The organism is Streptomyces sp. NPDC107546, assembly GCF_055639175.1.
The window spans coordinates 50,748-71,278 of the sequence record NZ_JBVKBA010000020.1 but is presented as its reverse complement, the minus strand read 5'-3'; the positions used below and the strand labels follow the sequence as shown (position 1 = coordinate 71,278).

17 protein-coding genes and 1 pseudogene are annotated in these 20,531 nt (G+C 72.3%); 7 read left to right on the top strand and 11 right to left on the bottom strand.

Annotated elements, in window-relative coordinates:
- Positions 1 to 38: 38 nt before the first annotated feature.
- Positions 39 to 3,134 (bottom strand): glycoside hydrolase family 2 TIM barrel-domain containing protein, encoded by a 3,096-nt coding sequence (locus ACZ7L1_RS26500; protein ID WP_471440511.1) that lies wholly within the window; start codon positions 3,132 to 3,134, stop codon positions 39 to 41.
- A gap of 365 nt (positions 3,135 to 3,499) precedes the next feature.
- Here ACZ7L1_RS26500 and ACZ7L1_RS26495 point away from each other — a divergent pair.
- Positions 3,500 to 3,697 (top strand): annotated as a pseudogene (locus ACZ7L1_RS26495) (ATP-binding protein); the annotation flags it as partial.
- 19 nt (positions 3,698 to 3,716) lie between these two features.
- Here ACZ7L1_RS26495 and ACZ7L1_RS26490 read toward each other — a convergent pair.
- Both ACZ7L1_RS26490 and ACZ7L1_RS26485 read right to left on the bottom strand, forming a co-directional pair.
- Positions 3,717 to 5,663 (bottom strand): ricin-type beta-trefoil lectin domain protein, encoded by a 1,947-nt coding sequence (locus ACZ7L1_RS26490; RefSeq protein WP_471440510.1) that lies wholly within the window; start codon positions 5,661 to 5,663, stop codon positions 3,717 to 3,719.
- Between the two features lie 349 nt (positions 5,664 to 6,012).
- Positions 6,013 to 6,915 carry a helix-turn-helix domain-containing protein gene (locus tag ACZ7L1_RS26485; RefSeq protein ID WP_471440509.1) on the bottom strand — a complete coding sequence of 301 codons (903 nt, stop codon included), beginning with the start codon at positions 6,913 to 6,915 and terminating at the stop codon, positions 6,013 to 6,015.
- 63 nt (positions 6,916 to 6,978) lie between these two features.
- Between ACZ7L1_RS26485 and ACZ7L1_RS26480 the strand changes: the two genes are divergently transcribed.
- A complete protein-coding gene (locus ACZ7L1_RS26480) occupies positions 6,979 to 7,773 on the top strand; it encodes a phytanoyl-CoA dioxygenase family protein (RefSeq protein ID WP_471440508.1) in 795 nt (264 codons plus the stop codon).
- Between the two features lie 27 nt (positions 7,774 to 7,800).
- Here the strand turns inward: ACZ7L1_RS26480 and ACZ7L1_RS26475 are convergent, their stop codons facing one another.
- From ACZ7L1_RS26475 to ACZ7L1_RS26460, 4 genes are all read right to left on the bottom strand, one after another.
- Positions 7,801 to 8,685, bottom strand: coding sequence for an alpha/beta fold hydrolase (locus ACZ7L1_RS26475; RefSeq protein WP_471440507.1), 885 nt, complete (start codon positions 8,683 to 8,685; stop codon positions 7,801 to 7,803).
- Positions 8,686 to 8,751: 66 nt separating this feature from the next.
- Positions 8,752 to 9,285 carry a flavoprotein gene (locus tag ACZ7L1_RS26470; protein ID WP_471440506.1) on the bottom strand — a complete coding sequence of 178 codons (534 nt, stop codon included), beginning with the start codon at positions 9,283 to 9,285 and terminating at the stop codon, positions 8,752 to 8,754.
- A 143-nt stretch (positions 9,286 to 9,428) separates the two neighbouring features.
- Positions 9,429 to 9,629, bottom strand: coding sequence for a ferredoxin (locus tag ACZ7L1_RS26465; protein WP_471440575.1), 201 nt, complete (start codon positions 9,627 to 9,629; stop codon positions 9,429 to 9,431).
- Positions 9,630 to 9,650: 21 nt separating this feature from the next.
- The gene (locus ACZ7L1_RS26460) at positions 9,651 to 10,859 is read right to left on the bottom strand and encodes a cytochrome P450 (protein ID WP_471440505.1); all 1,209 of its coding nucleotides are present in this window, start codon (positions 10,857 to 10,859) and stop codon (positions 9,651 to 9,653) included.
- A gap of 260 nt (positions 10,860 to 11,119) precedes the next feature.
- On the opposite strand from ACZ7L1_RS26460, the gene ACZ7L1_RS26455 reads away from it, so the two are divergent.
- Positions 11,120 to 11,752: a LysE family transporter gene (locus ACZ7L1_RS26455; RefSeq protein ID WP_471440504.1), complete on the top strand. Its 633-nt coding sequence runs from the start codon at positions 11,120 to 11,122 to the stop codon at positions 11,750 to 11,752.
- A 117-nt stretch (positions 11,753 to 11,869) separates the two neighbouring features.
- A complete protein-coding gene (locus ACZ7L1_RS26450; RefSeq protein ID WP_471440503.1) occupies positions 11,870 to 12,316 on the top strand; it encodes a nitroreductase family deazaflavin-dependent oxidoreductase in 447 nt (148 codons plus the stop codon).
- Positions 12,317 to 12,380: 64 nt separating this feature from the next.
- On the opposite strand, the gene ACZ7L1_RS26445 is transcribed toward ACZ7L1_RS26450, so the two are convergent.
- Complete coding sequence (locus ACZ7L1_RS26445) at positions 12,381 to 14,717, bottom strand: SpoIIE family protein phosphatase (protein WP_471440502.1); 2,337 nt, start codon at positions 14,715 to 14,717, stop codon at positions 12,381 to 12,383.
- 128 nt (positions 14,718 to 14,845) lie between these two features.
- Positions 14,846 to 15,862, bottom strand: a complete 1,017-nt coding sequence (locus ACZ7L1_RS26440; RefSeq protein ID WP_471440501.1) for a cation diffusion facilitator family transporter — start codon at positions 15,860 to 15,862, stop codon at positions 14,846 to 14,848.
- A gap of 157 nt (positions 15,863 to 16,019) precedes the next feature.
- Here ACZ7L1_RS26440 and ACZ7L1_RS26435 point away from each other — a divergent pair, with 157 nt between their 5' ends.
- The gene (locus ACZ7L1_RS26435) at positions 16,020 to 17,045 is read left to right on the top strand and encodes a glutathione S-transferase family protein (protein WP_471440500.1); all 1,026 of its coding nucleotides are present in this window, start codon (positions 16,020 to 16,022) and stop codon (positions 17,043 to 17,045) included.
- A 49-nt stretch (positions 17,046 to 17,094) separates the two neighbouring features.
- Positions 17,095 to 17,400, top strand: coding sequence for a DUF4235 domain-containing protein (locus ACZ7L1_RS26430; protein ID WP_103843591.1), 306 nt, complete (start codon positions 17,095 to 17,097; stop codon positions 17,398 to 17,400).
- Positions 17,401 to 17,626: 226 nt separating this feature from the next.
- On the opposite strand, the gene ACZ7L1_RS26425 is transcribed toward ACZ7L1_RS26430, so the two are convergent.
- Together ACZ7L1_RS26425 and ACZ7L1_RS26420 are read right to left on the bottom strand one after the other, a co-directional pair.
- Positions 17,627 to 18,019, bottom strand: coding sequence for a VOC family protein (locus ACZ7L1_RS26425; RefSeq protein WP_471440499.1), 393 nt, complete (start codon positions 18,017 to 18,019; stop codon positions 17,627 to 17,629).
- 90 nt (positions 18,020 to 18,109) lie between these two features.
- Complete coding sequence (locus ACZ7L1_RS26420) at positions 18,110 to 18,835, bottom strand: TetR/AcrR family transcriptional regulator (protein WP_471440498.1); 726 nt, start codon at positions 18,833 to 18,835, stop codon at positions 18,110 to 18,112.
- 175 nt (positions 18,836 to 19,010) lie between these two features.
- On the opposite strand from ACZ7L1_RS26420, the gene ACZ7L1_RS26415 reads away from it, so the two are divergent.
- Complete coding sequence (locus ACZ7L1_RS26415; RefSeq protein ID WP_471440497.1) at positions 19,011 to 20,513, top strand: APC family permease; 1,503 nt, start codon at positions 19,011 to 19,013, stop codon at positions 20,511 to 20,513.
- Positions 20,514 to 20,531 lie beyond the last annotated feature (18 nt).

Sequence of the window (20,531 nt, the reverse complement as noted above, 5' to 3'; positions counted from 1 at the left end):
GCAGTGCGGCACAGCCGCCGGTACCGACAGAGCCGGGCTCAGCCGGACGGGACCTCCAGCCGGCTGATGCGGACCGCGCCGTCGGCGGCGCCCGGGCGGGCACTGGTCATCGTCAGGCGCAGGCGGGAGCCGCGGACCGCGTCGAAGGTGATCACGGTCGGGGCGTCGGAGGCGGTGGCCCGGTCCACGGCGGCGCCGGTCACGGGCACGTACCGCTCGCCGTCCCAGACGGAGACCTCGACCGAGGCGGGCTGCGCGTGGGTCGCGTCGACGGTGAAGGAGACCTCGACGCGGTCCATGGTCCGTCGGCGCCCGAAGTCGACCGACACCCAGTCCTTCGGCCGGGCACCGTTGAAGGCGGGCAGCAGGGCGGTGGCCGACTTGTAGAAGGCGTTGGACCACCCGGTGGCCGGATCACCGTCGAGCATGGCTGCGGGAAGGGTGTCGGGGCGGCCGGAGTAACCGGCGTCGGCCTGGGGGTAGGTGGGGGCTGCCGGGAGGTCGGGCTTGAACACCGGCGCCGGTGTGAGCGCGGTGGACGGCGCTGCAGTGGTGCGGACGGTCGCGGTCGCGGTGCGCAGCCCGTCCGCCCGGGCCGTCACCTTCAGGGCACCAGCCCTGGCGCCCGAGCGCACGATGGCGAGCGCCTTCCCGTGGAAGGCGGTCCGGGTGGTGGCCTGGTAGCGCTCGGCGCTCTCCTCCCGGCCGTTGTCCAGCCCGGCGAGGGAACCGCCCTTCACGTCGAAGGTGATCAGATCCCCGGCGTCGGGCACCACCACGCCGTGGGCGTCGACGACTTCGGCGGTCACGAAGAGGAGGGAGCGGCCGTCGGCCGCCAGGGACGTGCGGTCCGGAGTCAGGCGCAGGGCGTGCGCCGGCCCCGTGGTGCGCAGGACGTCGGTCGCGACCACCTTGCCGTCCCGTCGCGCGACCGCCTTCAACTCGCCCGGTTCGAAGGGCACCTTCCAGGTGAGGTGCAGCTTGCCCGCGCTGCCGTTCGGGCTCGTGTAGCTGCCGGGGTAGGGGCCCGAGGTGAACGTCTTGTCGTCGCCGGTCGCCTCGGTGGTCTCCAGATAGGTACGCCCGTCCGTCGTCTTCTTGGTGTCGAACTTCCTTGTCCCGAGGGACTTCCCGTTCAGGAACAGCTCGACGGTGTCGACGTTGGCGTACGCCCAGACCTCGACCGTGTCCCCCTTCTCGTGGTTCCAGGTCATGGGCACCAGATGGACCATGGGCTCGTTGGTCCACTGGCTCCTGAACAGGTGGTACATGTCCTTGGGGAAGCCGGCCGTGTCGACGGCGCCGAAGAAGGACGCCTTCACCGGGAAGACGTCGTACGGCGTGGGCTCCCCGATGTAGTCGATGCCCGACCACAGGAACTGCCCGGCGAACCACTTCCGGTCGCGGTCCTTCTTGTGCCCGTACTCGCCGCTCATGGTCCAGGAGGCGAGGTTGTTGTCGTACGAGGAGGTGGCACGTCGGCCGGGAGTGTGGTTCTCGCCGGTGTTGAGGTGCTCGGGCTCCTGGTAGGTGCCGCGCGTCGAGGTCTCGGACGACGACTCGGACTCGAAGAGGAACAGGTGCGGGTAGGCGGCGTGCAGGGCGTCCACAGACTTGGCGGTGTTGTAGTTCAGTCCGAGGCCGTCGAGCTTGGCGAGCATGAGGTCGGCCGCCGATCCCTTCTTCGGGACGCCGCGGTATTTGTCCGAGCCGATGACGAGCGGGCGGGTGTCGTCGACGGCCTTGATCGCGCCTATGATCCGGTCCGCCATGGCGAGCCCGACGGTGGACGTGGAGTCGGGGATCTCGTTGCCGATGGACCACAGGACCACGGCCGGGGAGTTGCGGGCCGCGAGCACCATCTCGGTGGCGTCCTTCTCGCACCAGTCGTCGAAGAACCGGTGGTAGTCGTACGTGGTCTTGCCGGTGTGCCAGCAGTCGAACGCCTCCACCATCATCACGATGCCCAGCTCCTCGCAGACCTGGATCATCTGCGGTGAGGGCGGGTTGTGGGAGGTGCGGAAGGCGTTGACCCCCATCGACTTCATGATCGTCATTTGCCGGCGTACGGCGTCGATGCTGATCGCCGCCCCGAGCGCGCCCTGGTCGTGGTGCAGGTCGACACCCTTGATCTTGGCGTGGGTGCCGTTGAGGGAGAACCCCTCGTCCGGGTCGAAGCGGAAGGAACGGATGCCGAAGGTGGTGTCGCAGCTGTCGACGGTCTCGCCGCCCACCCGTAGTTCGGTGTGCAGGGTGTACCGGTGGTCCGGGGTTGCGAAGTCCCACAACCTGGGCCTCGGCACGGTGAGTTCATGGGTCTCGGTCGTGGCCCCGGCGACGGTGACCGTGGAGGACGTCCGGGCGACCGTCCGGCCGTCGGGGTCCGTGACCGCCGAGCGGATCTCCACCTCCGCCGTGGCGCCCGACTCGTTCACCACCGAGGTGCGCGCCCGGACGACGGCACGCGCATCGGTGATGTCCGGTGTGGTGACGTGGGTGCCCCAGCGTGCCACGTGCACCGGCTCGGTGATCACCAGCCGGGCCTCGCGGTAGATGCCGCTGCCCGAGTACCAGCGGCTGCTCGGGAGCTGGTTCTGGACCTTGACCGCGAGGACGTTCTCGGTGGTGCCGTCGGTGTGCAGCAGATCGGTGAGGTCGAAGGCGAAACCCGTGTAGCCATAGGGGTGGCGGCCGACCTCGGAGCCGTTGCAGTAGACGTACGAGTCCATGTAGACGCCGTCGAACTCCACCGATGTCCGCTTCCCGGCGAGCGTCGGCGGCAGGGTGAAGGCGATGCGGTACCAGCCGAGACCGCCGGGGAAGAAGCCGGTGCCGCTGGTGGTGCCGTGCTCGGTGGTGGGGGTCTGTTCGATGCTCCAGTCGTGCGGCACCGCGACCTCACGCCAGGCCGAGTCGTCGTACCCGGGCGATGCGGCGTCGGCATAGGCGCCGGTCGGGTCGGTGATGCCGCCCGGGTTGACCAGCGCGAACCGCCAGCCGTCACGGAGGGCCACCGTCCGGCGCCCGGGGGCCCGGGCGGCTGCCGCCACCGGGGCGCTCCCGGCGCCGAGGAGTGCGCCGGCGGCCGGGGCTGCCGTGCCGGCGATCAGGACCGATCTACGCGTGACCGTCATGGGCGGCTCTCCCTCATCAGGCCCCAGAAGTACTCACAACTGATCGTGACCAAACAGATTCTGACGGTGTGGCACACACGCCCGTCAAGGGTGCGGCAGCTTCCTTCTGCCCCACCGGCCACCTCCAGCCGGACCCGCCCCCTTCTTCCGGTGGGGCCCGGCGTCCCGCCCCCTTCACGGCCGACGACGTGCTGCTCGCCGAGGAGATCACGGCCCGGGCCGCGGTCTGCGTCGACAACGCCCGCCGGTTCTCCCGCGAGCGCAGGACCACGCTCGCCCTCCAGCGCAGTCTGCCGCCCCGCACCCTGCCGCGGACCGCAGCGGTGGAGGCCGCCTCCCGCCACCTGCCCGAGGCGCGCGCCGGTCGGCTTATCCATGACGCCGCGACACTCATCTGCGAGGTCTCCGACACCAGCCACACCGCCCCGCACCTGCGCCGGGCCAGGATCTACGAGGGCGGCCGCGGACTGCTCCTGATGGCCCAGCTCACCCAGCGATGGGGCAGCCGCCACACCGCCGACGGCAAGACGATCTGGGCGGAGCCGAACCTGGTCCAGGAGTGACGCACGGCCGCCCGCCCGGTCAGCGCCGGCCGCCCCCACCGCCGTCGCGGCCCCAGCCCCCGTATCCGCCGTATCCGTCCCAACCGCCGTACCCGCCCCGGCCGATCGAAGCGCAGTACGGGGAGGAGCACGCTCCCCATCCCTGGGACGAGGGCCGACTCGTCCCCGAGGTGGGTCGGGCGGGGGTGGGAGCCGGCTCCGGGGCGCTGCGAGGTGCGGCGCTCGGGGACGCCGGGGTGGCCGTCCCGGCGCCGGTGCCCCAGTTGACCGACTGCATCCGCAGTGAGTTCGGCGTGTCGGTGAGCCAGCGCTGGGTGCCGTCCCCTGTGCGCGGCTTGACCACGAGCCCCGCGCCGGTGGCCGGCGAGGCCGGGGTCAGGGCCAGGTCCTGGTTCCAGCGCGGGACGATCGCGCCCTGCACGGTGAAGTCGTGGCGGACGTTCCTCGACTCGGGCCGGGGCTGTTCCGCGCACGGGGCGAGCTGCACCGAGTAGCCGAGGTGGGAGTCGAGACACAGTCCGGGTGCGGCGACACTGCGCAGCAGCCCGTCCGTCTCGTACGCCCACTGCTGGGTCGCGGACGAGGCGCACGAGACGAGTACGGCCTCGGCGCCGGCCACCGCCTGCCTGCGGTCCAGGCCGATGCACAGCCCGCTGTCCTGGTTGCGCAGCCGGCCGCGGAAGGCGCCGGTGGGCACCTCGGCGGCGGCGCCGACCCACGAGGGCGATCCGGAGGCGCTCGCCCGTGCTCCGGGGCTCGGCTCATCGGACGGCGCGGCGGTGCCGGCCGGGGCGCTCCCGCCGGAGTGGGCGACGGACCACACCACCAGCGGCAGCAGGATGAGCGCACTCACCGTCGCCACGGCGAGGACGAGCTGCCGGCGCTGCGGGGAGCGGCGCGGGGCCTTGTGCGCGGCGGCGGCCCGGGGGGCATGGCCGGGCTCGCTGCCGGGTGCGTCCGTGACGGGCCGGTACTCGGCGTCGGCAGGCGCCTCGGGCGCGGCGGTGAACCACCCGTACGCGTCGGCGGGATCGGCCGGCGGCTCGGCGGCGGCGAACCGCCGGTCCGCGTCGGCCGGGTCGACCAGCGGCTCTCCGCCCACGGGCGCTGGCGGGACCGATTCGGCCGCCCGGCTGCGTGCGGCCGCGTCGTCGAGGTACGCCTGTGCGCCCCAGCCGAGCACGCCCTCGGCGAGGAGGAGCGGAAGCCGGGGGCGGAAGCCCTCCAGCTGCTCGGCGGCGTGGTGGCAGTGCGCGCAGCCGTCCATGTGCAGGCGCAGGTCGGGGTCGAGGACGGGGTTCTCCCGGCGGAGCGAGACGTCCAGCAGGCGGGCGTAGCGGCGGCACTCCTCGTCGGGCGCGGACTCGCGGTGGACGTCCAGGCATGCCTCGCGCAGCTGCTCGCGCGCCCGCTCGAGCCGCACCTCGGCGTCGCCTGTGTCCATCCCCAACAGGGCCGCAGGAACGGCGAGTTGCTCACGCTCCACCTCGACGTGCCACAGCAGACAGCGCGCCTGCTCGGCGAGCCGCGGGAAGGCGCGGGAGACCAGCCGCCGGTTCCCGGGCGGCAGCAGCCGTGCCGCCGCGCACTCGCCCAGGGCGGGGTCCGAGCGGAGGACGGGGTGCAGCAGCTCGCGCCGGTGGTCGGTGCCCCATTCGGCCGCCAGGCGCCGTACGGCGACCAGCAATTGGGGCCGCCAGGCCGCCGTGGGTCCGCCCTGGCGCGCGGAATCCTCGAAGAGCCGGGTGAATGCGGCGGTGGTGAGCATTCCCGCGGGATGCGCACCGCCCGCGCACAGGCGGGCGTAGGAGAAGGCGGCTTCCCAGTGCCGATCGAGCAGCTCACCCACCGGATGGTGCACGGGCCTCTTCCCGGCGGACTTCTTCAGTTCTGCGGCGAGCTGTTCGTCAGTGACGTCGTACGACGGAACGGGATCGGGGGAATGGTTCAGGCCCCCACCTTTCACGTCCACGTTCCTCCAAAAAAGCCACGCGAGGTTCTTAGTACATACCAATGGAGGCACGACCCGGCCGACAGCACGCGGGGTGTCCTTGAGAGGGTTATCCGGCAGGCCGAACTCCACCCGGGGCAGCTCTCGTGGAGCGGGCGGAGATCGACGGCGCCTGCGTGCGTCGCGGTGAAGGCAATGGTCCGCGCGCTGACGGGGAACACCTTTGCACAGGTCACCGAGTCCGAACAAGAGAGCCCCTCGGTTTTCCATTTGACCTTTCAGATTCGGCCTGTTGACGAAATGTCAGTCAACTGCGGAGCGGTCACCGTGAATTCCCTGCCGTCGGCCCGTCCGCATCCGGAATTCAGCCCGAGCCACCCCGTTGTGCGGCCCGGTAGGCGCCCGGCGGTGTTCCATAGCGCCTACGGAAGAGACGGTTGAAGTGGAACGGGCTGCCGAAACCGGATGCGGCGGCCACCCGTTCGACCGAGAGTTCGGTGGCTTCCAGGAGACGGGCGGCATGCCGCAATCGCGCTTCGCGCAAGGCGCTCATCGGGGAGCGGCCCAGTTGCTCGGTGAAAAGGTGTGCGAATCGGGACGGGGAGAGGGAGGCACCCTCGGCCAGGGACCGCACGGTGTGCGGCGCGGCCGGGTCGGCGGCGATCAACGCCTCGGCGAGGCGGATCCGTTCGTCGATTCCGGAGGGGGACGGGCCCGCCCGGGCGGTGGCGAGCAGCACGATCTCCTCGAGGCAGCACAGGGCCAGCTCGCGGGCGACGGCACCGTGTGCGACAGCGACCTCGCCGTCGACGGGCGGCACCGGTTCGGGCGGTGTGCCGAGCCCGCCCCAACGGGCGTCGGCCAGCATGCGACTGAAGGCCGTCTCGATACGCTCCCGCCCGTGTCCGGCGTCGACCGCGTAGAGACGGTCACCCACCTCATGGGGCCCCAGCCGGCCGACCCAGGAACTCCGCGCCTGGCAGTGCACCCACCAGAACGCCCAGTGCCGGGCACCGGGCGCGATCCCGTACCGGTGGGGCACACCGGGCCCGAGCACCACCAGGTCCCCGTCACCGGCCGTCACCCGGGTGGCGCCCTGGCCCAGGGTGCCCCGCCCGCCGGTCGTCCAGGTGAACAGCCAGCTGTCGGCTCCCCGTGGCCGGTTGATGCCGTATCCCGGCGGCTGGTCGAAGCGTCCGACCGTCACCAGGCCGGGTGGCGGGGCCGGGACAGCAGTCCCGGGCAAGTCGTCAGCACACACAGGCATCCTCCCCACAGGAACTCCCGCCTAGCGTGAGGTACACACCAGACCGTTGAGAAGGGAAGGCCCATGGCAGTCACCGGCATGGAGGGGTTCGAGGAGGACGGGTTCGCTGTCGCGCGCGGGCTGTTCTCCCGGGCCGAGATCGACGCCCTGTGCGCCGAGTTCACGGCGCTGAAGGACGCGGGACCCCTACCGGGGCACTTCGAGCCCCGCGCGTCCGCGGCGGACGAGGCCGCCGATCCGCTGCTGGTCCACCCCCGCGTCATGCACCCGCACCGCATCAGCGAGCTGTCGCTGCGCTTCCTGCTGGACCCGAGGCTCGGGGAGGTTCTCGAGTCGCTGCTGGGCGAGGAGGTGCTGGCCGCGCAGAGCATGTTCTACTTCAAGCCGCCGGGCGCCCGGGGTCAGGCGCTGCATCAGGACAACTTCTATCTGCGGGTGGAGCCGGGCACCTGTGTGGCCGCATGGATCGCCTGCGACGTGATCGACCGGGAGAACGGCGGCCTGGAGGTGGTGCCGGGCACGCACCGCATGGACCTGTTCTGCCCGGAGGAGGCGGACATCGAGCTGTCGTTCGCTCGTGAGTACGTGCCGCCACCGCCCGGCCTCGAGCCGGTGCCCGTCGTGATGGAGCCCGGCGACGTGCTGTTCTTCAACGGCAGCCTGGTGCACGGCTCACAGCCCAACCGCAGCGCCGACCGCTTCCGCCGCTCCTTCATCGGCCACTACGTCGGCGGCTCCGCGGAGCGCATCGGCGCTTACTACGACACCCTGACGATGGACGGCACACCCGTCGCGCTGCCCGAGAGCGAGGGCGCGGGCCCCTGCGGCACCGAGTTCGCCGCCGTGGGTCCGCACTGAGCACCACGGTCAGGGCGGAAGGCACGGTCAGGACGTGAAGGCGAGGATGGCGTCCGCGACCGCCCGCGGGTTCTCCAGCAGCATGGCGTGCGTGCCGTCGATCGGGGCGACGGTCACATCGGGCCGTTCCTCGGCGAGGGCGGCCAGGTCGCGGGCGAGCCCCCTGGCGTAGGCGAGCATCATCGGATCGAACCAGTCCAGGCCGGGGACGGAGGGCACCTGCCGCTGGGCCCGGCCGAGGAGCAGCGGCGCGGTCATCCTGCGGAACAGGGCGAACAGGTCCAGCGAGTCGACGACCTCGAGCATCTGCAGCGCCTGTTCCCGTCCCGGCCGCAGTTCCAGAGCCCCGTCGTCCCGCTCCCGCACGGAGCGCCGGACGCCGGCCTCCAGCAGTTCGTAGGGGATGCCGAGGCGCTCGGAGATCGCGCGCTGTTCGGCGAGGAGGTCCTTGAGCCCGTCCGGGGGCAGCTTCCTGTCCTGTCCGGCGTTCAACTCCCGTACCTGGGCGAGGTGCTGGGCCACATAGTCCGGGGCCAGGCCCACGTACTGGTCCGGGCGCCCCCAGCCGAACCCGTCGAGGTTCACGGCTCCGGGGGTGACGTCCTGGTGCTCCAGCGCGTACACCACGGCGAGGATGCCGCCGAAGGAGTGCCCGACGGGAAGAGCGCCCGGGATGCCGTGCGCCGTCAGGACCTCCTCGAGGTCGCCGAGCACCTCGGGCAGGCGCCAGGGTCCGTCCGGCGAGAGGCCGTGGCCGCGCAGGTCGACGGCGAGCACGCGGTGCCGGGACACGAGGAGGGGGGCCACGGCCGCCCAGTCGGCGAGCGTTCGCCCGGCGCCGTGCAGGAGCAGCAGGGGCGGCCCGTCGCCCCCGTGGTCGTGCACGGCCAGCGCGATACGGTCTGCGGTCATGGCACGACAGTAGAGCGTCAGGTCGGCGTACGTCCTGGTGATACGCCCTGGTGAACCGGGCCCCCGTCAGGCGTGCGGCCCCAGGAGGGCCAGGGCCCGCTCCCAGCGGAACCGCGGGCGGGTGCCGTCCTCGGCCGCCTCTCCGGCGTACGGGTCGCCGAACCGCACCCCCATGCCGGTGAGGCGTTCGAGGCTCGCGCGGTAGGCGGGGTGGGCCGCCAGTGCCTCGCTCACACAGGGCAGGACGGCGATCGGGACACCGAGCCCGTACGCCTCGCACAGGGTGCCGAGGGCCAGGGTGTCGGCTATGCCGGCGGCCCACTTGTTGATCGTGTTGAAGGTGGCGGGGGCCACGACGACCGCGTCGGGGTCCGGGAACGGCCGGGGGTCGCCCGGGGCGCGCCACACGGACCGGATGGGGCGGCCGGTCCGCTCCTCGACGGCGGCCGTGTCGAAGAACCGGAGGGCGAGCGGGGTGGCGATGACGCCCACCTCCCAGTCCGCTTCCTGCGCGGCCGTGATCAGCTCGGGGACGTCCTGTGCGACGCCGGCGGCGCAGACGACGACGTGGAGGAAGGGTTTGCTGTCGTGTCGGGTCACGCCCGCACCCTAGTGATCACGGCGCGCGGCAGGTGGCCGGTTCGGTCTGTTCGGTCTGTTCGGTCTGTTCGGTCTGTTCGGTCTGTTCAACCGGTTCGGTCCGTTCGGCCGGTTCCTCCCGGGCCCGCCGGGGTCGGCCTCCTTCAACTTCCCTTCTCGGAGACGGTGATGGCGCCCACCGGGCAGGCGCGTGCCGCCTCCCGCACCAGTGGGTCGCCACCGCCGTTCTCCTTGCCGGGCAGCACCTGGCTGAAGCCGTCGTCGTCCTGGGTGAAGACTCCTGGGGCGGTCAGGGCGCACTGGCCGGCTCCGATGCAGACGTCCGGGTCGATGGAGATGGAGATGTCGGTCATGGCCGCAGCCTCCTACCAGTTCACGGGGAGTTCCAGCATCCCCTGGACCGTGTCGCCCGGTTTGAAGGGGATCTCCTCCGCCGGGGCGGCGAGCCGCAGTCCGGGCAGCCTGTCGAAGAGCGTGCGCAGGGCGATCTCCAGCTCGGCCCGCGCCAGGTTCTGGCCGAGGCACTGGTGGATCCCGAACCCGAAGGCGACGTGGTGACGGGCCGGGCGGTGCCAGTCGAGGGTGTCCGGTTCGGGGAAGGCGGCGGTGTCGCGGTTGATGACGGACGTGGAGAACAGGACGCCCTCCTCGGCCCGGATCCTCCTACCCGCGATCTCGATGTCCTCGGTGGCCACCCGCACCAGCCCGTCGGCGATGGACAGGAAACGCAGCAGCTCCTCCACCGCGGCGGACATCAGACCCGGGTCGGCGCGCAGTTCGGCCAGCTGTTCGGGGTGGTGCAGCAGGGTGAAGGTGCCGAGGGAGATCATGTTGGCGGTCGTCTCGTGCCCGGCGACCAGCAGGAGCGTGGCCAGGGAGACCAGCTCGTCCCGGTCGAGGGCGCCCTCCCGCAGTTGCTCCTGGATCAGCTCGTCGAGCAGTCCGTCCCCCGGTTCCTCATGCTTGCGGTCGATCAGCTCCTCGAAGTAGGTGTTCAGCCGGTCGCGGGCGTCCTGCGTGTCGGCCACGGCCGGACCGCGCAGCAGCCTGCGCGACTGCTCCTCGAAGAAGTCGTGGTCGGCGTACGGCACGCCGAGCAACGCGCAGATCACCATCGACGGCAGCGGCAGCGCGAAGGCGCTCACCAGTTCGGCCGGCGGGCCCGCGGCCTCCATGGCGTCCAGGAGCCGGTCGACGATGGCCTGGATGCGCGGGCGCAGTGCCGTGGCCCGCTTGAGCGTGAAGCTCGGCACCAGCATGCGGCGCTGGGTGCGGTGCTCGGGATCGTCGACGCCGAGCAGGGCGAGCCTGCGGTTGCGGGCGGCGGCGAAACGTGCGGTGACGGCGGGGAACGCGGACCGGGTCCGGTCGGAGGACAGGCGCGGGTCGGCGAGCAGCGCACGGGCGGTGGCGTGTCCGGTGACCACCCACACGTCGCGGCCGTCGTAGAGGGTGACCCGGGTCAGGGGTCGGGTCGAGCGGAGCGGCTCGTAGGCGGTGGGCGGATGGTAGGGGCAGGTGCGGTCCTGGGGGAAGGCGACGGGTTCTGACACGGTCGTACCGGTTTTCGTCATGAATGACCTCGCACGAAGATTCCCTTTGCCGATCATCATTAGATGCCTCGGGCATCTACAGGGCCACTCGAAGTTCGGCCAGATGCGTCGGCCGCCGCATATGGCCAAAGTAATTCGCTTGCCCGTGCGCCGCCGGTCGTCCAGGCTCTGCGCATGCCGATCGCCGAAGCCCTTCTGTCGCCGTCCTCCGCCGCCGTTCACGGGGTCCGGACACGACAGCAGCACTGCGGCCGGCCGCGGAGGCCCATGACCTACCTGCCATGACCGCCGCACTCGTCGCCGGCCTGGTCGCGGGCTACGGCATCGCGGTGCCCGTCGGTGCGGTCGGGACCTACCTGGTGTCCCTGACCGCCCGTACGTCCCTGCGGACCGGAGCGTGCGCCGCGCTCGGTGTCGCCACCGCCGACGGGCTCTACGCCCTGGTGGCGACCGCCGGCGGCAGCGCCCTCGCCGCGGCGCTCCAGCCGGTGCTGGTCCCGTTGCGCTGGGCGGCGGCGCTGGTGCTGGCCGCGCTCGCCGTGCACGGCGGCGTCCGCGCCGTGCACCGGTACCGCTCGTCCCGGACCGCCGCGACGTCCGATGCGGTGCCGCCGGGCCCCGCGCGGGCGTATCTCGGTCTGCTGGGCGTCACGCTGCTCAACCCCACCACCGTCGTCTACTTCGTCGCGCTGGTGGTCGGCAGCCGCACCACGGAGACAGTACGGCTCCTGGACCAGGGCGGGTTCGTGCTCGCGGCGTTCGCCGCGTCCGCGAGCTGGCAGCTGCTCCTGGCTGGCGGCGGTGCACTGCTCGGCCGGGCACTGACCGGGCGGCGCGGCCGGCTGGTGACGGCGCTGGTCTCCTGCGCGGTCATCGCGGCGCTGGCGACCCGGATGCCGGCCGGCGCGTGGTGAGGATGAATCCGCCGACGGCTGGTGTTGAATCGTGAACCGTGTGGCCCGCGGCCCCGGGCACGGGTCCGCGGCACCACCGACGAGACAGCAGTCGTACACGACGATGGGACGGATGCCATGCCTCTTGAGGGCGAGTACGAGCCCAGCCCGGAGCAGTGGGTGCGCGAACAGGTCGAGCTGTACGAGAGTTCGGGCGGCACGAAGGGCACGACGCTGCTCGACACGGGGCTTCCCGTGGTCATCCTCACCACCCTCGGCGCCAAGTCCGGCAAGATCCGCAAGACTCCCGTGATGCGTGTCGAACACGAGGGCCGGTACGCCGTCGTGGCCTCGCTGGGCGGCGCGCCCAAGCACCCCGTCTGGTACCACAACCTGAAGCAGCATCCCACGGCGGAGCTTCAGGACGGCCCGCAGCGGCAGGAGATGACGGCCCGTGAGGTGACGGGCGAGGAGAAGGCGGCGTGGTGGGAGCGGGCCGTCGCCGCGTATCCGCCGTACGCCGACTACCAGAAGAAGACCGACCGGGCGATCCCCGTCTTCGTGCTGGAGCCGACCGGGACGTGACCCCCTCTCGCCGAGCCGCACGGGCCGCTGGTCCGTGCGGCTCGAACGCGGTGCGGGCCGCCGGTCAGGCCGACAGCGGCTGTTCGGCCCAGATCGTCTTTCCCTCGCTGGTCTGCCGGCTGCCCCAGCGCTGGGTGAGCTGGGCGACCAGAAGCAGGCCGCGGCCTCCCTCGTCGTAGGCGTGCGCGCGACGCAGATGCGGTGAGGTCGAACTGCCGTCGGAGACCTCGCAGATCAGTGAGCGGTCCCGGATCAGCCGCAGCTGGATGGGAGGCCCGCCGTAGCGGATCGCGTTGGTCACCAGTTCGCTGACGACGAGTTCCGTGACGAAGCCGGCCTCGTCCAGACCCCAGTCGGCGAGCCGGTCGACGGCGTACTGCCGGGCCGTGGCCACGGACGCGGGGTCCGGCGGAACGTCCCAGGTGCCCACCCGGTCGGCGCCCAGGGCCCGGGTGCGGGCCAGCAACAGGGCCACGTCGTCGCCGGGCTCCTCGGACAGCACCGACTTCAGGACCGTGTCGCACAGCGCGTCGAGGGAGCCGCTCGGGGTCGCCAGGGCACGGCACAGCTCGGTGGTGCCGTGGTCCAGGTCGCGCTCGCGACCCTCGCCGATCAGCCCGTCCGTGTACAGGGCGATCAGCGAGCCCTCCGGCAGGTCGAGCTCCCTCGCCTCGAAGGGGAGACCGCCGACGCCGAGCGGCGGACCCGCAGACATCGTGACGAGCCGGGCGGTGCCGTCGGGGGCGAGGACGGCCGGCGCGGGGTGTCCCGCGGCGGCCAGCGCCAGGCGGCGGGTGACGGGGTCGTAGACCGCGTACAGGCAGGTCGCCCCGAGTTCGCCCACCTCGTCGCCGCCCTCGCCCGTGACCAGGTGGATGACCAGGTCGTCCAGGTGGGTAAGGAGTTCGTCGGGCGGCAGGTCCACGTCGGCCAGGGTCCGCACGGCCGTGCGCAGCCGGCCCATGGTGGCCGAGGAGCGGATGCCGTGTCCGACGACGTCACCTACGACGAGGGCGACTCTGCTGCCGGACAGCGGGATCACATCGAACCAGTCACCGCCGATACCGGCCAGCGATCCCGACGGCAGATAGCGGTGGGCCACCTCCACCGCGGCCTGTCCCGGCAGGCCGCGCGGCAGCAGGCTGTGCTGGAGGGCGAGCGCGGTCGCGCGTTCGCGGGCGAAGCGGCGGGCGTTGTCGACGCAGACGGCCGCCCGGCTCGCCAGTTCCTCGGCGAGCACGGCGTCGTCCGCGGCGTAGGGGCCGGGACTGACGGTACGCACGAACACCGCGACGCCCAGGGTGGTGCCGCGGGCTCGCAGCGGCACCGCCACCAGGGAGTGGGCGCCCCTGCGGTACGCGGAGTCGCCCATCCCTCGGACGTTGCGCTCCTGCACCCAGCGGTCGAAGTCGGGTTCGCCGGCCCGGCGCAGCACGGCGCGGCCTTCGCGCAGGGCCCGCGCGGGCGGCGAGAAGGGAGGATGGGTGTCGACGTCTCCGAGCCGGACGGCCGCCTCGGGCGTGCCCTCGGTGACCGACCGGTGGGCGATGCGGCGCAGGACGACGTCTCCCTCCGCCTCGACGGGCGGTTCGTCCGCGCCGAGAACCCAGTCGAGCAGGTCCACGCTGGCGAAGTCGGCGAACCCGGGGACGACCACCTCCAGCAGCTCCCCGGCGGTGCGCGGCACGTCCAGCGTGGTACCGATGACGGTGGAGGCCTCGTTGAGCATGACCAGGCGCCGGCGCGCCCAGTACTGCTCGCTGTTGTCCACGGCCGAGATGGCGACGGCGGTCATCTCGCCGGGTGCGCCGCACACCGGCCACATGTCGATGGTCCAGGCGTGCTCCCGGCGCTCCGACGGGGCGCGTGTGTAGCTCTCGTAGTGCAGCGGGAGCCCGGTCTCGGCGACCCGGCGCAGCTGGCGGTGGAAGCGCCGGCCGGACTCGTCGTCGGCCACCGTGTCGGGCAGGTACCGCCCGGTCAACGTGTCGGCGTCGACCTGCAGGATCTCGCCGGCCCTGTCGTTGGCACGGATGTAGCGCTGCCCCAGGTCGAAGACGGACATCGCCACCGGCGCCTGCTGGAAAGCCCTGGCCACCAGCACCGCGTCCGCCGTGGCGGGCGCGGTGGTGACGACGAATCCCTGCGGGGAGCCGTCCGCCCCCGTCACGGGGTGCACGCTCAGGCACAGCGGGACGGCGTGGCCGTCGCGGTGGCGCAGGACGGCGGTGCCGGTCAGGGCGGTCAGCCCCGGCTGCGCCGCGTCCTCGGCGAGCAGCTCCTGTGCGGCGCGTCCCACGACCTCCTCGGCCGTGTATCCCGTCAGCCGCTGGGCACCCTCGCTCCATCCCGTCAGCGTGCCCCGGGCATCGACGATCGCCGCAGCGGCGGCTTGCTCCATATCCTCAGAATGATCCCTGGGGTGCGCAGCCTCAACCGGGCGCCGACGCGGCGGCCGCGGTCGTACGGTGCACGCGCGGCCCGTCGGAACTGACCTGCATGACGCGCTCTGCGCGGGGCAACCGTGCCTCAGGCCCCGCCGTGTTCCCCCGTCGCGGCGGGGCTCTTCGTGTGCGTGTCCGGCTGCCGGGACGCCGCGCGGGTCGGGGCGTCCGTGATGTCGAGGAAGATCTGGTCGGCCTGGGGGACCTCCCGGGTGAGCGAGCGCTTGATGCGCACCGCGACGTCCTCGACCTCCTCGCTGTCCAGGCCGGGGACGAGGTCGATCCGGGCGGCGACCAGGATGGACTCCAGGCCCAGCTGCATGGTCTGCAACGCCTCCACGCTGTCGATCTCGGACTGTGCCTGCAGCAGCTCCTGGATCCGGCGGCTGAGGTCGGGATCGGCGGCCTGGCCGATCAGCTGGTCGCGGGCGTCACGGCCGAGCCGGTAGGCGACGTACACGAGCAGCGCGCCGATCGCCAGCGACGCGGACGCCTCCCACACGACCTGCCCGGTGACCATGTGCAGCGCCATGCCGACGATCGCGAGGACCACGCCCAGCACCGCCGTGCTGTCCTCGGCGAGGACGGTCCGCAGCGCGGGGTCGCGCAGTACCCGCAGGGACGTGCCGTGCTGCCGGCGCACCTGGTGCAGGGCCCGCACCAGGGAGACGCCCTCCGACACCAGCGCCACCCCGAGCACCACGAGCCCGGCGACATAGCCGCTGTGCGACTCCTCCGCGCCGCTCTTCAGCGCCTCGATGCCCTGGAAGAAGGAGAAGCAGCCGCCCATGACGAAGATGCCGACGGCCGCGAGGAGCGACCAGAAGAACCGTTCCTTGCCGTAACCGAAGGGGTGACGCCGGTCGGCCGGGCGACGGCTGCGGCGCAGCGCGGCCAGCAGGAAGATCTCGTTCAGGCTGTCCGCGACGGAGTGCGCCGCCTCGGACAGCAGCGCCGGCGAGCCGGCGAGGAGTCCCCCGACGGCCTTGGCCACGGCGATCAGCAGGTTGGCGCCGAGCGCCACGAGCACCGTGACACGTGTGCTGCCGTCCGAGGACCCGTCGCGCCGCTCCGGCTCGGGTCGCGGCGGCCCGTCGTCCAAGGGCGCCCGTGTGACTGCCGTACTGTTCCGTTCCCTGTCCGAGGATGTCTCGCTCACCTCGCCCGATTGCCCCCATCCGCGCCTCTCACACGGTGTCGGGACGCAAATCGGGGAACCCGAGCGGCGTGCGACGGAAGCCGGTGCGAGGAGGGGCCGCATGACCGACGGCAACAGCGAGTACAGCAACAGCGCGTACGGGAAGAAGCAGTTCAAGCGGTCCAGGAGCCACTTCGCCGACCGCATCACCGCTGATGGGCGCGACGGCTGGCCGGTGGAGGCCGGCCGCTACCGGCTGGTGGCCAGCCGGGCCTGCCCCTGGGCGAGCCGGGCCGTGATCTCGCGGCGGCTGCTCGGGCTGGAGAACGCCCTGTCGCTGGCCATCGCCGATCCCATCCAGGACGACCGCAGCTGGCGGTTCACCCTCGACCCCGACGGCCGCGATCCCGTCCTCGGCATCCGCTACCTCAGCGAGGCCTACGACGCCCGTGAGACCGGATACCCCGGCGGGGTCAGCGTGCCGGCGGTCGTGGACGTGCCGAGCGGCCGGCTGGTCACGAACGACTACCAGCAGATCACTGTGGACCTGGCCACCGAGTGGACGTCCCTGCACCGGAGCGGCGCGCCCGACCTCTACCCGGAGCGGCTGCGCGACGAGATCGACGACGTGATGAGCCTCGTGTACAAGGACGTCAACAACGGGGTGTACCGGGCCGGTTTCGCCCACCAGCAGAAGGAGTACGAGGAGGCGTGCACGGACGTGTTCGGCCGGCTGGAGTGGCTGTCCGAGCGCCTGGCCGGACAGCGCTACCTGGTCGGTGACACGATCACCGAGGCCGACATCCGGCTGTTCACGACGCTGGTCCGTTTCGACGCCGTCTACCACGGTCACTTCAAGTGCAACCGCTGGAAGCTGGCGGAGGACCCGGTGCTGTGGGCGTACGCCCGCGATCTGTTCCAGACGCCCGGTTTCGGAGACACCGTCGACTTCGACCACATCAAGCGGCACTACTACCAGGTGCACACGGGCATCAATCCCACCGGGATCGTGCCGCTCGGACCGGACCTGGCCGGTTGGCTCACGCCGCACGGCCGGGAGGACCTCGGCGGGCGTCCGTTCGGTGACGGGACACCGCCGGGACCGGTACCCGCGGCCGAGCGGGTTCCGGCCGAGGGGCGGCCCTGAAGGCGCCTGGACACGTACGCACAAGGCAGGGACACACAAGGAGGGAAACGTGGCCCACGACAAGAAGAAACCGAAGCTTCCGCTCGTCTACCGGCCTGTCGGGTTCGCCCTCGGCTGGGCGAGCGGGGCCCTCGCGGGATACGCCTTCCGGGCGACGTGGAAGGCGATACGTCACGAGGACGACGCGCCCGACGCGCTGGACCGGGACCGCGGCTGGGGCGAGGTGCTGCTCGCCGCGGCGCTTCAGGGCGCCCTGTTCGCGGTCGCGCGCAGCCTGGCGGACCGCACGGGGGCGAAGGCGATCGAACGGTCGACGGGCGTGTGGCCGGGCGGGGACAAGGGCGGCCGGGACTGAGTCTGCACGCACGGCCCAACCACCTCGCTCCGGCGCCGGGGCCGAGCGTCGCACGCCCGGTTCCCGGCGCCGGGGCCGAGCGTCGCACGCCCGGTTCCCGGGGCCGGGGCAGCGCTCCCGTCTCCGAGCGCCGGGACCGAGCACCGTTCCCCGGCCCCCGGCGCCGGTCCTGTGCGTCGCCCCGGTGAGGCCGGCCCGGCCTCACCGGGGCGCGGAAGTCGTCGGCTCACCCCTGCTTCGGCGCCGTGGCCCTCGTGCGCCGCACGGTGAAGGAGTGGCCGGCGGGGTCCGCGTAGCCGCGTTCCTCGAACGGGCCCGGCGCCTCCTTGGCCTCCAGCGGGCGCCCGCCCAGGGAGACCACCCTGCGCTCGGCCTCGTCGAGGTCCTGCGCCAGGAAGTCGAGGTGGACCTGGAGGGAGTTCTCGGGGCGGGGCCAGCTGGGCGGGGTGGCGTTGACATCGCGGCGGAACGCCATCCGGAACCCGTCGGCGCTGCGGATCTCCACCCGGTTCGCGGTGGCGTCGGTCTCCTCGGCGCCGAGCAGGTCCTTGTAGAACGCGGCGAGTTTCTCGGGCTCGGCGCAGTCCAGGACCACGACGCCCGCCAGTACCGTGGGCATGCTTCCTCCTTCGGGCGCGGGCCGGCGCTGTCCCGCCCGCATACGCTCCCGGGTATCCGCCGCCCCCGTTTTCAGTCCGTCACGACCCGCTCACCGCCCGGCGCCGGTGGGCCTCCCGAGCTCCGCCAGCCGCGCCGCCGCGGCGGACAGCAACAGGCCGAGCGCGACCGGATAGGAGCCGTGACCCATGTCGGCGACGAGATGGCGGGCCGTCGCCGCGATGTTCGGGTGCGTCTCGGCGGGCAGCCGGGCGTAGGTGGTGCGCCACACCTCCGTCTCCGCCTCGCGGGCCGTGCGCGGAAGCGACGCGTTCGCCGCGTCGAGGGCGGCGAAGGCCAGGGCCTGGTCGACGAACGCGTGGTAGATCCGTACGGCCTCGCGGTCCGGGAACCCGGCCCCGCGCAGTACCCCGAGGATCGTCTCCACGGCCTCGATCTCGTGCACCCGTCCGGTCACCCGGTAGGCGCTCAGGACGGACGCCTGTGGATGGGCGAGAGCCCCCGCGTGCATGCGCAGTCCCAGGTCCCACAGGTCGGCGCGCCACTGTCCGGTGGGGCGCCACACGCGCAGCGTCCGGCCGATGAGTTCGTCGGCGATGGCGAGCAGCAGGTCGTCGGTGTCCCGGAAGTACCGGTACAGCGCGGTGGGGTCGGCGCCGAGGGCGCGGCCGAGGCGGCGCACGGTGAGGGCGTCGGCGCCGTGTTCCTTCAGCAGCCGCATCGCGGTGTCGACGATGAGTTCCTCGGTCAGGACGACACCGGTCTTGGTGGGACGCCTGCGCCGGCGCGCGGCGGGTGGGACCACTCGGTCGGTCATGGGCTCTCCCGACTGCTGTCCAGGGGCGTCCGGCGGCCCGCAGGGGCCCGGCGGCGGCCCTTCGTTCCGGGTGCGGGCACCTTATGTCAACAGCGTTGACCTGTTAAGGGCCCGAGCAGTTTCATTTCCGGTCACCGGGGCTCATCCGGGCCCCCCGGTGCGATCGGAGCCCGTCATGACACGGACCCCCTACGGCGCGGACCCGCCCGCGCATCCCTCTCTCCGCAAGTCTCTGGGCGTGGTGGACGGCGTCGCCATCGCCGCCTCCAGCACGGCGGCCACCACCAGCATCGGCATCGGGCTCGGGGTGACGGCCGGTGTGGTCGGGCTGCATCTGCCGGCCATCATGCTGCTCGCCTTCCTGCCGATCCTCGGCATCGCGGGCGCCTACTCCCGGCTGAACCGGGTGGAGCCCAACGCCGGCAACGGCTATGTGTGGGTGGGCCGTTCACTCACGCCCTGGCTGGGGTTCCTGGTCGGCTGGGTGAACATCGTGGCCACGGTGGCGTTCCTCGCCTACACCACGGCCGTCACCGGTTCGGCGGTGCTGCAACTGGCCGGAGAGGCCGGGCTGCACCGGGTCGCCGGGCTGGCGCTCGACCCGGGTTCGACCGCGCAGACGACGGCGGTGGGCCTGCTGCTCCTGGTCGCGGTCACCCTGACCGCCGTCACCGGTGTCCGCACCGCGGCCCGGCTGCAGAGCGGGCTGCTCGTCTTCGAGTACGCGGTGCTGCTGGGCTTCTGCGGCTACGGCATCGTCACCGGCCCGCACCCGTTCCGGCTGAGCTGGTTCGACCCGTTCGCCATCCCGTCGGCGTCGGCACTCGCCCAGGGGTTGCTGCTGTCGGTGTTCTGCTACTGGGGCTTCGAGGCGGCGTTCAGTGTGACCGAGGAGGTGCGCGATGCGCGGGACGCCTCCCGCGCCGGCATCACCACGCTGCTGACCATGCTCGCCTTGTTCCTGCTGGGCTCGGTCGCCTTCCAACGAGTGCTCTCGCAACAGGAGTTGGCCGGTCACGGCGCGCAGGGCCTGGCGTACTTCGGGGACCGGCTGGCCTCCCAGCCGCTGGCCGCGCTGCCACTGGTGGCGCTGATGTTCTCGGCGGTGGCCTCGCTGCAGGCGGGGGTGATCCCGACGGCGCGTGCCATGTTCGCGATGAGCCGGGACCGGACACTGGGGACCGTGTGGGCGAAGGTCAGTCCACGGTACGGGACGCCGGCCGCCGGAACGCTGCTGATCGGTGGCCTGGCCGCCGCGGTCGCCGCGCTGTCGCTGGTCATCCCCCGCCTCTCCGACATGATCATGGCGACGGTCAACGCGGTGGGCATCGTGGTCTCGCTCTCCTACGCTCTCACCGCGCTGGCGGCGGCCGCCCGCTTCCGGGGGCTGCTGCGACAGGACTGGCGGCAGGGGGTTCGGGCCGTGGTGCTGCCCGCGCTGAGCGCCCTCGCGCTGCTCGGGCTCGGCGGCTACCTCGGCTGGTCCTTCTACACCTCCACCGATCACCTCGCGCTCCGCGCGGACAACGGCTGGTTCCTGCTGCTGATGCCCACGCTGATGGTGGCCTCCGGCTTCGCGGCGGCCGCCTGGGCCAAGTGGGTGCGCAGATCGCCGTACTTCCGCACCGGGCACGGCACGGACGCCGACGCGCCCCAACTCCTCGTCACACACAGCTGATCACCGTCCCCTCGTCAA